16 protein-coding genes and 1 tRNA gene are annotated in these 15,004 nt (G+C 60.8%); 13 read left to right on the top strand and 4 right to left on the bottom strand.

What is annotated here, in order from left to right:
* The first annotated feature begins 14 nt into the window (after window positions 1-14).
* The 4 genes from IPK17_RS39730 (at window position 15) to IPK17_RS39715 (ending at window position 3,755) form a co-directional block, all read left to right on the top strand.
* Window positions 15-1,997: an ArnT family glycosyltransferase gene (locus IPK17_RS39730; RefSeq protein ID WP_343423302.1), complete on the top strand. Its 1,983-nt coding sequence runs from the start codon at window positions 15-17 to the stop codon at window positions 1,995-1,997.
* A 14-nt stretch (window positions 1,998-2,011) separates the two neighbouring features.
* On the top strand, window positions 2,012-2,515 hold the full coding sequence (locus IPK17_RS39725) for an HXXEE domain-containing protein (protein WP_343423301.1): 504 nt from the start codon (window positions 2,012-2,014) through the stop codon (window positions 2,513-2,515).
* Window positions 2,516-2,517: 2 nt separating this feature from the next.
* The gene (locus tag IPK17_RS39720) at window positions 2,518-3,294 is read left to right on the top strand and encodes an alpha/beta fold hydrolase (RefSeq protein ID WP_343423300.1); all 777 of its coding nucleotides are present in this window, start codon (window positions 2,518-2,520) and stop codon (window positions 3,292-3,294) included.
* 62 nt (window positions 3,295-3,356) lie between these two features.
* Window positions 3,357-3,755 carry a VOC family protein gene (locus tag IPK17_RS39715; protein WP_343423299.1) on the top strand — a complete coding sequence of 133 codons (399 nt, stop codon included), beginning with the start codon at window positions 3,357-3,359 and terminating at the stop codon, window positions 3,753-3,755.
* A 273-nt stretch (window positions 3,756-4,028) separates the two neighbouring features.
* On the opposite strand, the gene IPK17_RS39710 is transcribed toward IPK17_RS39715, so the two are convergent.
* Window positions 4,029-4,280, bottom strand: coding sequence for a hypothetical protein (locus tag IPK17_RS39710; RefSeq protein WP_343423298.1), 252 nt, complete (start codon window positions 4,278-4,280; stop codon window positions 4,029-4,031).
* 24 nt (window positions 4,281-4,304) lie between these two features.
* Window positions 4,305-5,399, bottom strand: a complete 1,095-nt coding sequence (locus IPK17_RS39705; protein WP_343423297.1) for an ArsR/SmtB family transcription factor — start codon at window positions 5,397-5,399, stop codon at window positions 4,305-4,307.
* Between the two features lie 187 nt (window positions 5,400-5,586).
* On the opposite strand from IPK17_RS39705, the gene IPK17_RS39700 reads away from it, so the two are divergent.
* Window positions 5,587-5,659, top strand: a tRNA-Val gene (locus IPK17_RS39700).
* On the opposite strand, the gene IPK17_RS39695 is transcribed toward IPK17_RS39700, so the two are convergent.
* Both IPK17_RS39695 and IPK17_RS39690 read right to left on the bottom strand, forming a co-directional pair.
* The gene (locus IPK17_RS39695) at window positions 5,650-6,189 is read right to left on the bottom strand and encodes a hypothetical protein (RefSeq protein WP_343423296.1); all 540 of its coding nucleotides are present in this window, start codon (window positions 6,187-6,189) and stop codon (window positions 5,650-5,652) included. The genes IPK17_RS39700 and IPK17_RS39695 overlap by 10 nt on opposite strands.
* A 5-nt stretch (window positions 6,190-6,194) precedes the next feature.
* Entirely contained in the window at window positions 6,195-7,340 is a 1,146-nt protein-coding gene (locus tag IPK17_RS39690) for a recombinase family protein (protein WP_343423295.1), read from the bottom strand.
* Between the two features lie 583 nt (window positions 7,341-7,923).
* Between IPK17_RS39690 and IPK17_RS39685 the strand changes: the two genes are divergently transcribed.
* The 8 genes from IPK17_RS39685 to IPK17_RS39650 form a co-directional block, all read left to right on the top strand.
* The gene (locus IPK17_RS39685) at window positions 7,924-8,568 is read left to right on the top strand and encodes a response regulator transcription factor (protein ID WP_343423294.1); all 645 of its coding nucleotides are present in this window, start codon (window positions 7,924-7,926) and stop codon (window positions 8,566-8,568) included.
* 131 nt (window positions 8,569-8,699) lie between these two features.
* A complete protein-coding gene (locus tag IPK17_RS39680; RefSeq protein WP_343423293.1) occupies window positions 8,700-9,341 on the top strand; it encodes a response regulator in 642 nt (213 codons plus the stop codon).
* Between the two features lie 118 nt (window positions 9,342-9,459).
* Window positions 9,460-10,668, top strand: coding sequence for a hypothetical protein (locus IPK17_RS39675; protein ID WP_343423292.1), 1,209 nt, complete (start codon window positions 9,460-9,462; stop codon window positions 10,666-10,668).
* Window positions 10,669-10,676: 8 nt separating this feature from the next.
* On the top strand, window positions 10,677-11,393 hold the full coding sequence (locus IPK17_RS39670) for a hypothetical protein (protein ID WP_343423291.1): 717 nt from the start codon (window positions 10,677-10,679) through the stop codon (window positions 11,391-11,393).
* Window positions 11,394-11,493: 100 nt separating this feature from the next.
* The gene (locus tag IPK17_RS39665; protein WP_343423290.1) at window positions 11,494-13,278 is read left to right on the top strand and encodes a bacteriocin-associated integral membrane family protein; all 1,785 of its coding nucleotides are present in this window, start codon (window positions 11,494-11,496) and stop codon (window positions 13,276-13,278) included.
* Window positions 13,279-13,566: 288 nt separating this feature from the next.
* On the top strand, window positions 13,567-13,989 hold the full coding sequence (locus tag IPK17_RS39660) for a hypothetical protein (RefSeq protein ID WP_343423289.1): 423 nt from the start codon (window positions 13,567-13,569) through the stop codon (window positions 13,987-13,989).
* The gene (locus IPK17_RS39655; RefSeq protein WP_343423288.1) at window positions 13,986-14,327 is read left to right on the top strand and encodes a hypothetical protein; all 342 of its coding nucleotides are present in this window, start codon (window positions 13,986-13,988) and stop codon (window positions 14,325-14,327) included. The genes IPK17_RS39660 and IPK17_RS39655 overlap by 4 nt, the downstream gene beginning before the upstream one ends.
* Window positions 14,324-15,004 (top strand): hypothetical protein (locus IPK17_RS39650; RefSeq protein WP_343423287.1); only part of this gene is annotated, 681 nt, incomplete at its 3' end. The genes IPK17_RS39655 and IPK17_RS39650, both read left to right, overlap by 4 nt.

The raw sequence follows: 15,004 nt of genomic DNA, 5'->3' as shown, positions 1-15,004 counted from the left end.
TCGCCCTCGTCCCGGTGATCGCCCTCGCAGCGGCGCTGCGTTTCGGTTGGGCGGGCGTGAACTCCTTCGCGGGCGATGAAGCCCGCATCAGCCTTGACGCGCTGCGCATGCACGATGAATTCGTCATGGCGGGGCAGCAGTCCTCGGTCAACATTCCATTTTTGCCGCTCAGCGTGTGGGTGTACGCGCTGCCCTATCGCCTCTCCAATGATCCGCTGTTCGCCACGCAGTTCACCGCCGCGCTCAACGTGCTCGCCGTGATCGGCGTGTTGGCACTGGGGCGCAAGTGGCATCCCGGCGCAGGATGGATCGCGGCGCTGTTCCTCGCGGCCGCGCCGTATGGCGTGTTCTACGCCCGCTCGATCTGGCAGCCGAACCTGCTGGCACCGCTGGCCACGCTCTGGCTGGGGTTGGCGTACCTCGCCGTGACGCAGAGCGGACGCCCGCGTTCAGCGGCCATTGCCGCGTGCGTCGCCGTCGGGTTGAGCGTGGTGCAGGTGCATTTTGCGGGCGTGGCGTTCGTGCTCGGCACGGCCTATCTGTTCTTCCGGCTGCGCTGGTACAAATCGCTCATCCCGGTGATTATCGGCGCGGCGGTCGCGCTGATCTTCGCGCTGCCGTATCTGTACTACATCACCGTGATCGACCCGAATGTGCTGGCGCGCTTCGGCTCGGTGGCGGGCGGGGAGGTTGCCTATTCGCTGGATGGGTTCGCCAATCTGACGCGCCTCGCGCTCAACTGGGATTGGGGCTACCTTGGGCAAGGCGATTATGACACGTACGGGCGCGATCCGTTCGCGCCGCTGCTCGTTGGGCTGCTGCTGCTCAATGGGGCGATCGGTTTGGTGCGGGAGTTGGTCACCGGGTGGCGGCGCACACGCGATCATGAACATCCCGACGAAGAGAAGCCTGTAGGGGAGAGGAGTGAAGATCCGACCCCACCCCCGGCCCCTCCCCGAATTCAGGGAGGGGAGACAGAAAAGGCTCCCCCCGTGGAGGGGTTGGAGATGGGGAGAGGTGCTCTGCTCGCGGAATTCGTGCTGCTCCTGCTGCTGATTTCGCCGCTGGCCTTCCTGCGGCATTCGTCGCCCGTGCTGATCCACTACCAGTTGATCGCGCTGCCCGCAACTGCGTTGCTCGTCGGCGCAGGGATGATTCGCGCGCGCGCGGAAACGCAGCTCCTGACCGCCGCCGTCGCGGTCACCGTGGCCGTCGTCTGGACGCTGCAAGCGGTCAATACGCTCAACTATGCGGCGCTCAACCGCCCGCCCAACAGCGCCTTATCGAGCATTCTGCGCGAATCGCGGGATGTGGCGTACGGGTCAGAAGCACCTGTTCTCATGTTCACGCACGGGGATGTCGCGGCCATTGACGGCGAAGTCGCCGTATTCGAGACGCTGCTGTGGGATCAACCGCACCGCGTCATTAATGGCGACGTGCTGCTGATTCTCCCGTCCGAGCCAACCACGCTGATCGCCACGCTCGCGCCGTTCCAGATGTGGGAAGAACTGGTCGCGGCGGGGCTGGCGGTCGATGTGCGCGAATTTCCGCGGCGCGAAGGCGCGCTCCCGTTCATGACCACGCGCTATGACGGCGTGAGCGACCCGCAGGGGTTCACCGCCCTCGATCCGGTCGCCTTCGCTGATGGCACGACGCTGGAAGGCTGGCGCGTACGTTGGGTTGGCAGCCGCTTCCGCGTCTCGACGCTCTGGCGGGTGGGCGACCTGACAACGACAAGCGTCGTGCAGCAGTTCCATCATCTACGGAATGCCGACACGCGCGAGGGCGAACCGTTCATGGGTTCGGATGTGCCGCTGTCGATCCACACGTGGCGCTCTGGCGACCGCGTGATCGTCATGGCGGATTTCTTCGATGTGCCGCCGGGGGACGGCTACACGCTCGACATCGGGCATTACACGCTCCCCGATTTGCAGCGCATCACGCGGGCAGACGGCGAGACGTTTGTGCGCGTAGACGTCACCGTGCCCCCGCCGTAGCGCAGGAGAGAATTATGCCGACCTTTACCACGTTGAGCTGGTTGTTCGCCATCGGGGTCACCATTCATAACGCTGAGGAAGCGTGGTTGCTGCCTGACTGGTCGCAAACGGCGGGTCGCTGGCATCATCCCGTGCGCGCTCCGGTCTTTCGTTTCGCCGTGTCAGTGCTGACCCTGCTTGCGTATGCGCTTGCGGCGGCGGTCAGCATCGCCGGGAAAGCCAGCGTCCCGGCTTATCTGATCGCGGGCTACGCCCTGGCGATGCTGCTCAATGTGGTGATACCGCACCTGCTCGCCACGCTGTCCCTTCGGCGTTATGCCCCCGGTACCCTGACCGCGCTGCTGCTCAACCTGCCGATCACGCTTGTGCTGCTGGGGCGGGGCTTCGAGGAAGCTTATTTGCAGTGGTCAACGTTTTCGTGGTCAGCCCCACTGGTCGTGGGTGCTCTGATCGCCAGCCTTCCTGTCTTGTTTAGGATCGGCGCACGGTGGTTCCCGAACTCACCTTCAGGAGGGTGATTATGTCGCTCGTATCAACCTCACGCTCATCGATCTGGATCGCCGATGGGCGCACTCCCGATAGCCCTCAGCCCGTCGTCGTGCTCATTCACGGCGCGGCGGGCACGCGCCTCGACTGGTCGGCGGAACTGCGCCGTCTGCCCAACGCGGGCGTAATCGCCGTCGATCTACCCGGTCACGGCAAAAGTCCGCTGCCGGGGCGCACTCGCATCGCCGACTACGCAGCGGACATCGTCGCCCTGCTCGATGCGCTCAACCTCCCGCGGGCGATCATGGTCGGGCACAGCATGGGCGGCGCGATCGCGCAGGCGCTGGCGCTTGATTATTCAGCGCGCGTGCAAGGCATCGCCTTGATCGCGACGGGCGCGAAGATCCCGATTCACCCGGATATCCTCAACTACGCCGTGAGCGATCAGCCACGCGTCGCGCAGCTGATCACTGCTTGGTCGTGGGTGAGTGGCGCGGACGCCGCCAGCCTGCAGAACAGCACCGCGTCGATATTACAGATCGCTCCGGAAGTCATGCATGGCGACTTTGTGGCCTGCGCGGGCTTCGACGCGCGTCCGCGCCTGAACGAAATCCATGTGCCGACGCTGGTAGTCGGCGCCGCGCACGATCAAATGCTGCCGCCCAAGTTCAGCCAGTTTTTGCATGATAACATCCCCAATTCGACGCTGATCATGGTCGAAAACGCGGGGCACAAACTGATTCTGGAACAGCCCAAAATTGTCGCGGAAGCAGTGCGAAATTGGGTCGATCAAATCGTCAAATTTGCTTGAAAAATCGTCAATTTTCGGCTAAAATTAGAACACTTGTTTAGAACGAAAAGGCGGTTGTTCTGATGATTACACCCGTACTCCGTGTTCGCGATGTCGAGCGTAGTTTGCGGTTTTACACGCATCTGCTGGGGTTCACTGGCGAGGGCGGGCTGCCCGGCACCGATGGTAAAGTCGCGGCGGCAGAAGCGTATCTCGGGGATGCACGGGTGCTGTTCGCCCGGCGAGCATCCCTCTCCACGCTGACCGTGTGCCGCTCCGAGTTGTACATCACGCTGAATGACGGAATCGACGAGCTGTACCGCCGCTTGCGCACGCATGACGTGCACCTGTGCACTGAGATGCATGAGGAACTGTGGGGCGAGCGCGCCTTCACCATCACCGACCCCGACGGCAACCGCGTGACCTTCGCGCAGGCGATCCAGTACGCAGAAGTCCCCGTCGAACTCGCGCAGATTGCGTAAATGCTCTTCCTAACTGCCCCTCCTAAATCTATAGAGGGGTATGAGCGTTTTGGTGGTACTCGGTATTGAAGTGTTGTTTTCTCTGCTTTGGTGCTCTCATCCGGTAAATGGTCGAATATGGGTTTGTGCGGCACGGCCTGCCCCCTAGCAAAAAGGCGCGCCTTTTCTGCAATCAATTGCCGGACGGAGCATTTAGCTTCCACAATTAACAAGGAATCAAAAAGGCAGTCGATTCTGGACGAAGTACGAGCTGCCTTTTTGATGTAGGCGGAGTTAGCAGGCGGTGTCGCGCGCTAACGTTCCGGAGTGACTAATTTCCAGGCCGACGCTGTAGCGCGCTTGCAAACCCGCGCCAAAGCGTTCAATCCGCTTGCCCACGCTGATCAGCAGAGGCTGGTAGAAGGCGATGTGGCCGCGCGTCCCCGCCAGAGCTTCCTTGATGAGAAGCGCGCGTTCGTGTTGGGCAGTCGCTTCGCGGCGCTGCTGAGCGATCTCGGTCTGAGCCAAATAGTCTATCGGTCGCATGATCTCTCGCTCCACTACTAATACTTACTGTCGGGATAAAAAGTTCGTCAGGGCGCGCAGCGTATCCACTACACGGTCGGTATTCAGGCTGTAGCACTTGGCGACTTCGCGCCGCCGCTCGATGATGTACCCCGTCGCGCGGAGCTGACTCAGGTGGCGCGACACGGTCGATTGGCTGACGCCGAGCTTTTCGATGATGTCCTGCGCGCACAGTTCGTCGTGCTGGGTCAGCAGTTCAAGGATTTGCAGACGCGCGTCGTCGGCCAGCGCGTTCAGGCGAATGAGCAGCTCGGCGCGGCTGAATTCAGATTGAGCCGTCGACTGCGCTCCGCGCGGCAGCCGCACGCCAAAGTTGATGTTGGTGTATCCGGAGCGCGAAACGACGGACACATACGGCCCAAGGTGCGGATTCGGCACAAATTCGATGACGTTCGACATCAGTAGCTTCTTTTCCAGCAGTTCACGCAGATCGCGGTTGGTGACGATGCGCGCGGCTTCCAACGCCGTCTTGTCGGTGAAGTCGATGCGCCGGAAGGCGTTGATCGACTCGGTGAGCAGCGGCAGTTGGCGCTCCCATTCGGCGCGCAGATGCGTCTCCCACATGAAGCGCAGGTGTTCGACCACATACTGCTGCATGACCGCCGGGTCACGGGTCAGGTCGTAGGCCGCGTTCCAGAACTCCGGTTCATCCAGCTCTTCCAGCTGCGTCATGAAGCGGACGTAGTGATCGCGGTCGGTCAGCAGCGCGCGAAACGTGACGCCCTGTTCATGCTGCGCCATGTGTTCCGGATAGTGCGTGTACATATCGGCCAGATACTCGTCCTGTTTCGCGATCAGCTCGACGGGCGTCAACCGCGCCAGATAGTCGAGGAACGCCGGAAAGCTCGGCAGCTTCTGTGCTGGCAAGAACAGCAGCGGCTCAAACGCCACGAACACCATGCGGTTCTGAGACTGCCGCTCCGGGGATAGTGCCGCTTGCGTCCGCGTCAGCCAGTCATGCAGGCCGGAGAGCCGTTCGAGATCGTTGAGCATGCGCAGGCTTTGCAGGGCATTGCTCACCGGGTCGAGGTCAAACCGGACAGTCACGAGAGCCGGGGCGAGGACGAAGTTGTTATCCACAGCGGGTTCCTTTTATGCACCGTATGCGAATTATTCACTTTATGCATCAAATTGCATAATTAGATTTAGTTTATGCAGAATTCTGCATAATGTCAAGTAGTCAATTTTGACGGGGCATTTCTCCCCTATGGGCGTTAACTTGGGTCTTGATCACAAAGCCAATTCGGGTATACTTTCAATCATCTGCGGGCAGTTAGCTCAATTGGCAGAGCACTCCTTTGACGTGGGAGTGGTTAGAGGTTCGAGTCCTCTACTGCCCACAATCTAGGACACCACTCGAACACCCGGCAACGTCACCGGGTGTTTCTGTTTCAGCGGGTTTTTCCGAGGCACTTCCCCTCCGCCCAGATACCTTTTCAGAGACATCCTGTAGGTAGCCGAACGGCGGAAGCAAATCCACACGCAGTACTGTCCCCTCAGGGTTCAAAACAACCCTCTCAACAACGTTCCGCAGTAACTCCTGTTGATCCTCAAACGGAAGCGTTTCATACAGTATACCCAATTTGGCAATGATGTTTAACCCATCATCAAGATCACTGATGTACGTCTCGCAGCGCTGATCCAGCAGGGCGAGGCTGCCGCGAAGCCTCTGGCGTTTGTCCTGCCACTCGTCCCAGAGCGCGCGCCAGTTTTCCTCCGTGACCATACTCGCGGCATACAACCGCAGCACCCGCGCTTCTTCCTCATCTATCGCCTTGAGCGTCCGCTCGATTTCGGTGCGCTCATCCGGTCGCATACGTCCAAGTTTGTCTGCTACCTCCTCGATGTAATACTTACGAATACGGGGCATCAGTCCTACATCAAGCTGCACTTGCCGAAGATGCGCGCTAGTTGTTCTTCCACTTCGCCACATAGAAAATGGATTGGGTGACGTTCAAGCCGATAATGTGCTGTACCACCGCCAGATCGCCGCGTATTGGAAGTTGAACATTGCATTCGATAGAGCCGTGTTCCAGGCACAGTCGGGTCTCTTGGATCGCCCGCCAAGTAAATCAACCCGCGCAGCAAATAGTTGCGCTTGCGCTTGGTGTACTTGTTTTGCGCCCGTCGAGCTAAGATGTCCAGTCCGCGCTCGAATTCTTCCGTTGTGACTATCGGTTCCCAGTTGCCGCGCATTGTTTTCGGCGGAATAGTGCCTTCGTCATTGTGTATCCAGCCTGCGTATGTCCAGTTATGAAGGATATCCGCCAAGGTGTTGTAATTGACCTTGCGTTTGCCGTTCGCTTTGATCTCGACGAATGGGCGACCACTGCGATAGCGGTAGCCTCTGGCGTGCAGTTCCTCAGCGATTTCAGCGAGTGTATAGCGATCTTCAAGTAGCAAATCCCACGCTTCACGCCATATCTTGGCACGCTCCGGGTTTATCTCAAGATGGTGTCCTTTCTTCATATATGACTTGCGTCCCGGCTCGTCGTCTTCAACACTGACGTATCCATCAGGATGAAGTCCCAAATACCCGCCTCTCTCCCGCTTGGCTTCACCCGCACCCTTGATTCGCAGCCCCGAAAGCATTGACTCGCGGCGTGCCAACGTGAACGACAGAGCGACGATGACCCGGTCATCAGGATCCATCGGATCGAGATCGGGATGGTTCGCAAACCGTACAGCGACACCGAATTCGTCCAGCTCATCAATAGCGCGCAGCGCTTCCGTATCATTGCGTCCGAACCGATCCGCACGCTCAACCACAACATGTGAGAACCGACCCAAACGCGCATCGTCCAGCATTCGCTGATAGTCCTTGCGGTGCGGAGTCTTTCCGGTCAGAACGTCTCGATAAGTCTCGATGATCGGCATCTCTGAGCGTTCAAGAACGGAGCGGTCAATAAGGAAACGCTGACGCTGCTGAGATGCCTCAGGATTCTGCGCTTCCTCATCGCTGGTCCGTAAGTAGATTGCCCAGCCGTTCTGATGTGGTGTTGCCCGTTTTTTTCGTGCCATATGCTTCACCTATTCACAAAGAGGCCCTGCGCATTTTCACGATACGACGGCATCGACATCCGGTGTTTTTTCGGCATCTTCGCGGTCACTTTCGAAGCGAGAGGGTAGGGTCTGCTCATGCTGGTGCAGCAGTTGCGCAACGGTCATAACGCGATCAAACATCTCGCGCACGACACGTGGTGTAGCGGAATTCCTATCGACAGGTGTTTTCACTTTGCGACCTTGCGATGCAGTCCACATTCCTGGCTTACTCCAACTCGACTCAACGTGTGTCCAGCATAATGGATTACAGCGTTTTTGAGGCGGGAATTTATGACATTTGTTCTGGAAAAATGGGACATTGGCATGGGCAAAATGGGACAGGGTGAGAATTTGTGACATTGAAATGGCACGATTTCCCAAAATCCTCGCTGAGGCTAACCAAAACACGTCTAGAGTAGGAAGTTTCTAACCAGGTTCTACCCCCTCAGACTTGTGCAAACATTGGAATCTTGTAATACAATGACAATCCGAAGTAGCTCATCTGTTCTTTTACTGTCGGCTGACCGAGGGAACGTCTATCGGACAAGGAGAGATGCCGTTCATGGGTTCCATACAACTGATCGTCGTGTCCACCAATGCACTGATTAGAAGCGGTATTCAGCAGGTGGTGGCTCAGTCGGACGTTCCCATCCAAGTGGTGGGAATGTTTGCGTATTTTTCAGAAGCACATAAGTTTTTGAACGACAGCCACGCGACTGTGCTGCTGGTCGATGATTCGCTGCCACGTTCAACCAATCTCGCTCAAGAAGTAAAACAGATGATGGAGCGTCATCCGGGGCTGGCGGTGCTGATGCTCGCACAGCGCCCAACCGCGAGCTTGATTCGGCTGCTACTGGATCATGGTGTCAGCGGCATGATCCACAAAGATGACGATCTCGAGCATGATCTGAACCAAGCAATTCGGCTGACTTCGCTGCGCGGGGTCTATTTGTCGCCCACCATTTCACGGTTACTCGATATGCAGCATCCGCTGCCCAAACGGATTCATCAACGGGATATTGATGTGCTTCAGCTCCTAGCGGACGGTTTCCAAATCAAGGAGATTTCCGCCCATCTGGAGCTCAATCGGAAAAGCGTATACCGGAGTTTGCGAACGATGAGAACAGTCTATGATGCTCAAAGTAATGCGCAGCTCATAGACATCGCCCACCAATCCAAATTACTCGACTCGGCAAGAGAAGAATAACGAATGGGTAGTGGCGAGAATTTTGCCCATCGTGATGTCCCATATTCCCTTTGAAATGTCACAGAGTCTCAACATCGAACGCTTTCACTGTGGTAGTCTGAGACGAGGTAGACAAAAAGAGGGGAATCCAGATGACAGCCACACATATTTTGATCGCGGACAGCAGCAGTTTGACTGTGGTCGGCGCGGAGACCCTGCTTAAGGAACGCGCCGACACCCGTATCACCAAAGCCCAGACAGGTTCTCAACTCGTCCAGATGGCGGCTGATCTTCGTCCAGACGTGATCTTGATGGGCGACCAGTTTGATCCAGCGATTGACACGCTTGCGCTGGTTGAGCAGCTCTTGAAAGCTTCTCCCGTCGTTCGGATTATCGTAATGGGTACGTTGAGCGACGGATTGCTCATTCGCGATCTATTTGCCGTTGGTGCGCGTGGCTACTTGGCATCCGGCGATGATCTGCCCGGATGTCTCTGCACGGCAATCGACACGGTGCTCCGCAACCGACCCTATCTTTCCCCAACTGCAAACGCTGAGTATCTGGTCACCATGCACTCAGGCGACAAAGACTGGAAGCTTGATGCTGAAGCACGTTCCGTCCTGCGCCTGCTGGCGCAGGGGTTGACCATTGGGCGGATTGCTACCCAATTAAAGGCAAAACCTCGCCGTATTTATTGGGTGCGCGAGAAGCTGCGCCATCGCTTCGGCGCGACCACGAACGAACACCTCATCAGCCGTGCTGTTGCCGAAGGATTCGGCAGTTTTCCAGAATGAACTGGAAATTTGCGTGGCGAGTCTGAAAATTTCCTAACCCTCAACCGGAATATTTCAGAAGTCGCAGGACTCCGCTTTGATACGCTGAAACCAGCGTAAACCAACCCGGAGTGACGACATGCGACGATTGCTGCCCGTACTGGCGGCGCTCTGCCTTGCGGCATGGGCTGCCGCCTTTTTCCTGATCCGCGCTCAACCCGGCGCGAATGATGTTCAAATTCCCACCCTGATGGTGCTGCCGTCGCTCACGCCGACGGATATGCCAGTGCCAACCTCAACTCCGACGCTCACGGCGACGTTCACGGTAACGGCGACAAGTGCGCCAACGGATACGCCCATGCCGACACTCCTGCCAACGTTGAGTGCACGTGTCTTGGAGATCGCAGTTGTACTGCCGGGCGTGTACATCCCGCCCACGCTCACGTCGTTTCCGCTGGGGACGATCCTGCTGCCCGCGCCACCCAGCCCCGTCGAACCGCTCCCAGATGCGACCGATACCGCACCGCCGTTCTTGGGCTGGTACAGCTTCGAGTCGGACTATCCGACGATCCGCTATTCCCCGCCGTGGACACCACGTCTGTCGCAGTTCGCCAGTCGGGGACAGTATCACCGCACGGAAGGCGCATATGACACTGCCATTTTCATGTTTGAGGGTGAAGGGTTGCGCGTGCGTTACGTCGCGGCGCAAAACATGGGCAGGTTCGAGATCGCCGTCGATGGTGTGGTGCTGGACACGATTGATGCTTACGCGGATGAACTCCGCTTCCCGGTGACCGATGTGTACTACGTCGGGAGCGGGACGCATCGAGTCGAACTGCGGGGGATAGGGCAGAAGAACAATGCCAGCGAAGGCTACGTGATCGGACTAGACACCATTCAGGTCTTTCGCGGGGATGCGCACACGCTGATCCTCCCACCGCCGTCGATCACAAATACCCCAACGCCACAACCCCAGCCCGCCGCGCGGGTCGAACTGGTCGGCGCGCCGCCCACGCTGCAGCCAACCGGAACCCCGATCCCGCCGCGCGTCGTCACCGCCGAAGTGGTCATCGCCTACGACGAGAACGGCAATCGCACCGTTGATCCGGCGGAAGGCGTCGCCGGAATTTCAGTGCGCGTGGTCGAGATCAACACCAACCGCGTGATCGCCAGCGGCTTCACCGATGAGCGCGGGTATGTGTCGTTTGAAGTCGTGACCGATGCACCCGCGCAGATCGTCGTGCCGTATTTCGGTGAGACATGGACGGTGCAGCGCGGCGGCAACAGTGCCGCGCCTGCCTACACGCTCCTGCTCACGCCGGGCAACCAGCCGGGTTTGATCCCCTAGAGGTGACGATGAAGAAAACATTTGTCCTCGTGCCAGTCGTTCTGGCACTGGCGGCGCATGCGTACCGGGACGTTGACTGGGATCACCGGCGCGCCGATCTACGTCTGTCCCACGCCCATCCTTCTCACGCCCACGCCGATGCCGACCTTCGTACCGATCCCGGCTATCCGACGCTCGTCCCGTTTCCGACCGCGCTGCCGCCACCGACGGTCACACCCTATGCCATCCGTCCCCCAGCGGCGTTCTATCGCGGTGATGCCATCTTCACGCGCAGTCCGCAGGCGGCGCGCTTCCGGCTGGTGAACGTGTCGGTAATCAATACGCCTGCCGGACGCACCGTTGCCGTCTGGGAACTGGAAATCAAGAACCTGAGCGGGAGTGGCTATGACGTGTTCCCCGCCTACCAGAGCTATGTGAGTCAGCTTGTGGGCGGGGCAACGGGCGTCTGGGGCGCTTCAACCAACGCCGCCGTCGATGCCGGACTGACGGTCACGTATGAAGCGATCAGCCTTGCGCCGAACGAAACGCGCACTTTCACGCTGGCGGGCTTCATTCCCTATGGCGCAGCGCCGGATCGCATCACCTTCATGCTCGATCCGACTATCCGCCCCACACCGCCGCCCCGTCTGCCGGGGAGCAACGCGCTCGTCTGGCGCGTGGACACCAACCCGTATTGCAGCGCTGCGATTGCCGATCCGCCAAGCGGCGTGCTGCCGCCTCCGTAGAGAAAGGAAGAACGAATGCCAATCGTCGATGATGTGCTGAACGGCCTGCAGATCCAGATCGACATCCTGTGGTACAACCTGCTGCTCAGCGCTGGCCGGCATGGGGTGGAGCTTCCAGCGGGCCTTCCTGATGATGGGCTACACCATCGAGCTGATGAACCAGTGGCTGGTCGACCACGCCTTCACGCCGCTCATCGCCCAGACCAATGCCAGTCTGCAGACGGCGGTCACGGCGGCCTTCGTCGTCGCGCTGATCGTGCTGGGCGTCACCTACCTGCTGGCCGCCTTCGCCCGGATGCGGGTGGTCGAGCCGAAGAGCGCCATCGGCTGGTATCTGGCGGGTGCGCTCTTCTTCAGCCTCGGCCCCAGCCTGTACCAGGGCATGAGCGACTTCCGGCGCGACCTGGCTGCGGCCTTCTACGCCAGCAGCCTGAGCGGGCTGGAGGATGCGACCGGGACGGCGTTCAGCTCGCTGAGCAGCGTGGACAGCGGCGACCTGGGGCTGATCGGCCTGTGCGACAACTTCGGCTCGTACATGCCGGTCTGGAACCACACGCTCGACGGGCTGGATGTGGCGCTGGCTTACCTGCGCGCCGATGGCATCGACATCATGGGCTACCCCTCGACGCCGCGCGACCCGTACTGCCAGCCGCACACCCCCGACCCGGCGACCGGGCTGTGGACGGCGGGCGTCATCCCCTGGGAGTGGGAGCGGCCCGGCTCGTACTTCGACCTGATGACCAGCGGGCAGATCTACCCGATCCTGACCGACGAGCAGCGCGCCGCGTCGATCCGCATGGCGTCGGCGGCGCAGGGTCGGCTGCTGACCGCCTGGCCCCTCATCCTCTTCGGCGTGGCCGAGCAGCTCGTCTACCTGCTCCTGAGCATCGCCCAGGGGCTGACCTTCCTCTCCTTCGGCATCGCCATCCTGTTCGCCTTCTTCCGCAAGACCGAGGTCATCGCCCGCTCGATCATCGACCTGTGGATCGAGCTGATCGTGCAGACGGTGGTGATCGCCCTCATCCAGGCGCTGGTGGTGACCTTCTTCCTGGCCGGGACGACCAGCGGCAACGGCATCGTCGTGCTGGGGATCGGATTGCTGTGCCTGATCTTCATGGTCATCGTGCTGTTCAGCGGCGTGCGGGCGGTGTGGAACCGTTCAACCGGCTGTTCACCGCCTTCGGTCAGGCGACCGGCGGCGCGGTCATCTGCCCCGGCACGGCGGCCGCGATGCGCGGCCTGTGCGGCGGCGCGGTGGCGCGGCAGGCGCGGGCCTGGCGGTGGCCTGATGGGCGTCACGGCCAGCGCCTGGCGGGGCGCCGCGCCTGCAGGCTGGGGCGACCCCGGCGCAGGCGGCCGGGTTGATCTTCGGCGGCGTGCAGCCGGTGGCCGGCGCGGCGCGGGCGCTCGCCTCCTGCCCGGCGTGCGTGGGACGGCGTTGGGCGATGCGGCGGAGCAGTTCGCGGAAGGCGCGCCGAGCCGGCGGGTGGCCCGCGATGTCCCCGGCTCCGGACGGGCGGCTGGGCCGCTGCTGGGCGCGACGCTGCTGACCGACCGCGACCCGGAAGAGGCCGAGGTCGATGACCAGGGCCGGCTGATCGGCGGCCGATGCTCGTCCCGGCGGTCGGTGCAGGTTTGGAGGGCGGTCACCTATCCGCGCGGCGCGCGCCGCAGCGGCATGAACTGGATGGTGATTCGAGTGGATCGAGGACGAGGATGGCGAGCTGATCCCCGGCTTCAGCCCGCTGCGGCCGCGGCGGATGGGCATGTTCACACCGATCGCGCCGGCGTCGCCCACCGAAGCGTCCGCAGGATGAGGAACTGGCCCGTGAGCGCGCAGCCTACGGCGACGACATGCGCGGCGAAGAGATGGAGCAGCACCTGAGCGAAGTCACGCAGTTGGCGACGGGAAAGGTGGCAAAGTCGGACGCGGATCGCGGCGCGGCGCGCACCTGGACGGCTGGAACGGAGTGCCGAAGCGCTCGAACGGGCTGCCAGGACGCTGACCAGGCGGAGTCTGCGCGTCGCGGGAACGGCCGACGTCGACGAGCGTGATGGGCGATGCATGCGCCTGCTCGGTGGTCGCGGCACGGCGGTGTCGACCACCTGGCCGTCGGCGGTCTGATGGCGCAGGCGGTGGGCGTGACACCGCTCAGAGGATGGGCGCCCCCCGGTGCGCGACGATCTCGCTCGCTTTGGCATGTTCATCGACGGTGCGTCCCGCTTGGGCTTGTCCCCCGAACAGACCGAGCGGGTCGGGCGCGAAGTCAAAGAAACGCCGGATCGACGGCTGACAGAAACGACTCGGAATGAACTGATTGACGGCGCGATCACGGCGGAACGTTCACGGGACGAGGCGGAACGGGAAGTCAACCGGTTGGAGATCGCCGCCCGGTTGCTCCCAAATGAGATGACCGCTTACGGTTCCATGCCTGCACCTTCCATCACCGTCGCGCCGGAGGTCAAGGTCGAACCGATCATCACGGTTGAAGCGGCGGAAAACGACGGAGAAGACTCAGGCACGAATTATGAAGACGCGATGCGTTCCAGCGCATCCATGAGCGGCAGCAGCGCGGTTTTGGGAGGAACGGAATGAGCGACAGCCTGCACTATCACACCCTGCAAGACCTGCGGGCACTCTCGCTCGATGAGCTGCGTGCCCTGTGGGAACTGGTGCCGACCGACCGCCAGCGTGCCTATCGTGCGGCGTATGATCGTGAAGTCAAAACGGCGGGGGCGGAAGGCTCAGACGTCAAAGAACGCAAGATTGCGCTCGCCTTGCTCAAGCGTTATCACGAGGCGGCGCTCGTCCCGGTTGGATTGCGTTGGGCGCGTGCGCCGAAGCGCGTGCAGGACGCGGCACAGCGCGGTGAAGGGTTTGACGCACCGGAAGGCGGAACGCGCGCAAAACCGGTAAGCCATCAGGCAAAGTGATCGCGGTACTGGGTGCGCTCATGTTCCTGATGTTGGCATTCCTCTTGCTGCGCGGCGGGGATGGAACGAGCGGTATGGCAGAAACCACCGCCGAAGTCGATGTCACCGCTACGCTCCCGCCGGGGATCACACCCACACCCCTCGCGCTCGAAGCGCAGGACGAAGTGATTGAAGGCGGGGATACCAGTCGTGCGCCGTTCTATCCGATCAACCTGCAAATTAGCCTGCCCGATCAGACCGTGCCGCGCGTGTGGGTGGTGCAGCGCCGGGCGGTGCGCGCCTCGGAGTGGAATTTCGATCCGAACCCGGATACGGCGTCGTTCTTGAACGGCATGAGCGTGCGTCCGGTGATCGGCATCCCGTGGTCGGAGGACAACGCGGCGTGGTTCGCGCAAATCAGCGCGGGCGCGGAATTCCGCTTGCAGATGAATACCGGCGCCATCCTAACCTTCGCCTTTGAGGACAAGCGTGACGTGCGCCGCAGCGATACCGGCATCTTCCGGCAGGTCAATCCCGGATTGGTCTTGCTCCTGCTCGGTGAGACCGATGCAGAAGGTTTACCGACCGGCACGCGCACGCTGGTGACGGCGATTTATCCGGTCGAGCAGGAATTGGGACGTGCGGGCGAACTGATTGGCGCGCTGGCACAGCCAGTCGTTGCAGTCACACCAACACCA

The organism is Candidatus Flexifilum breve (assembly GCF_016713355.1).
The sequence above is the reverse complement of the archived record's forward strand: the minus strand, read 5'-3'. Positions and strand labels throughout refer to the sequence as shown.

Excerpts from the sequence above, each read along its gene's own strand:
- IPK17_RS39725 (WP_343423301.1), top strand. The coding sequence starts at position 2,012 with ATGCCGACCTTTACCACGTTGAGCTGGTTGTTCGCCATCGGGGTCACC.
- IPK17_RS39665 (WP_343423290.1), top strand. The coding sequence starts at position 11,494 with ATGGGGTGGAGCTTCCAGCGGGCCTTCCTGATGATGGGCTACACCATC.
- IPK17_RS39710 (WP_343423298.1), bottom strand. The coding sequence starts at position 4,280 with ATGCGACCGATAGACTATTTGGCTCAGACCGAGATCGCTCAGCAGCGC.
- IPK17_RS39680 (WP_343423293.1), top strand. The coding sequence starts at position 8,700 with ATGACAGCCACACATATTTTGATCGCGGACAGCAGCAGTTTGACTGTG.
- IPK17_RS39715 (WP_343423299.1), top strand. The coding sequence starts at position 3,357 with ATGATTACACCCGTACTCCGTGTTCGCGATGTCGAGCGTAGTTTGCGG.
- IPK17_RS39655 (WP_343423288.1), top strand. The coding sequence starts at position 13,986 with ATGAGCGACAGCCTGCACTATCACACCCTGCAAGACCTGCGGGCACTC.
- IPK17_RS39670 (WP_343423291.1), top strand. The coding sequence starts at position 10,677 with ATGAAGAAAACATTTGTCCTCGTGCCAGTCGTTCTGGCACTGGCGGCG.
- IPK17_RS39690 (WP_343423295.1), bottom strand. The coding sequence starts at position 7,340 with ATGGCACGAAAAAAACGGGCAACACCACATCAGAACGGCTGGGCAATC.
- IPK17_RS39685 (WP_343423294.1), top strand. The coding sequence starts at position 7,924 with ATGGGTTCCATACAACTGATCGTCGTGTCCACCAATGCACTGATTAGA.
- IPK17_RS39720 (WP_343423300.1), top strand. The coding sequence starts at position 2,518 with ATGTCGCTCGTATCAACCTCACGCTCATCGATCTGGATCGCCGATGGG.
- IPK17_RS39675 (WP_343423292.1), top strand. The coding sequence starts at position 9,460 with ATGCGACGATTGCTGCCCGTACTGGCGGCGCTCTGCCTTGCGGCATGG.
- IPK17_RS39695 (WP_343423296.1), bottom strand. The coding sequence starts at position 6,189 with ATGCCCCGTATTCGTAAGTATTACATCGAGGAGGTAGCAGACAAACTT.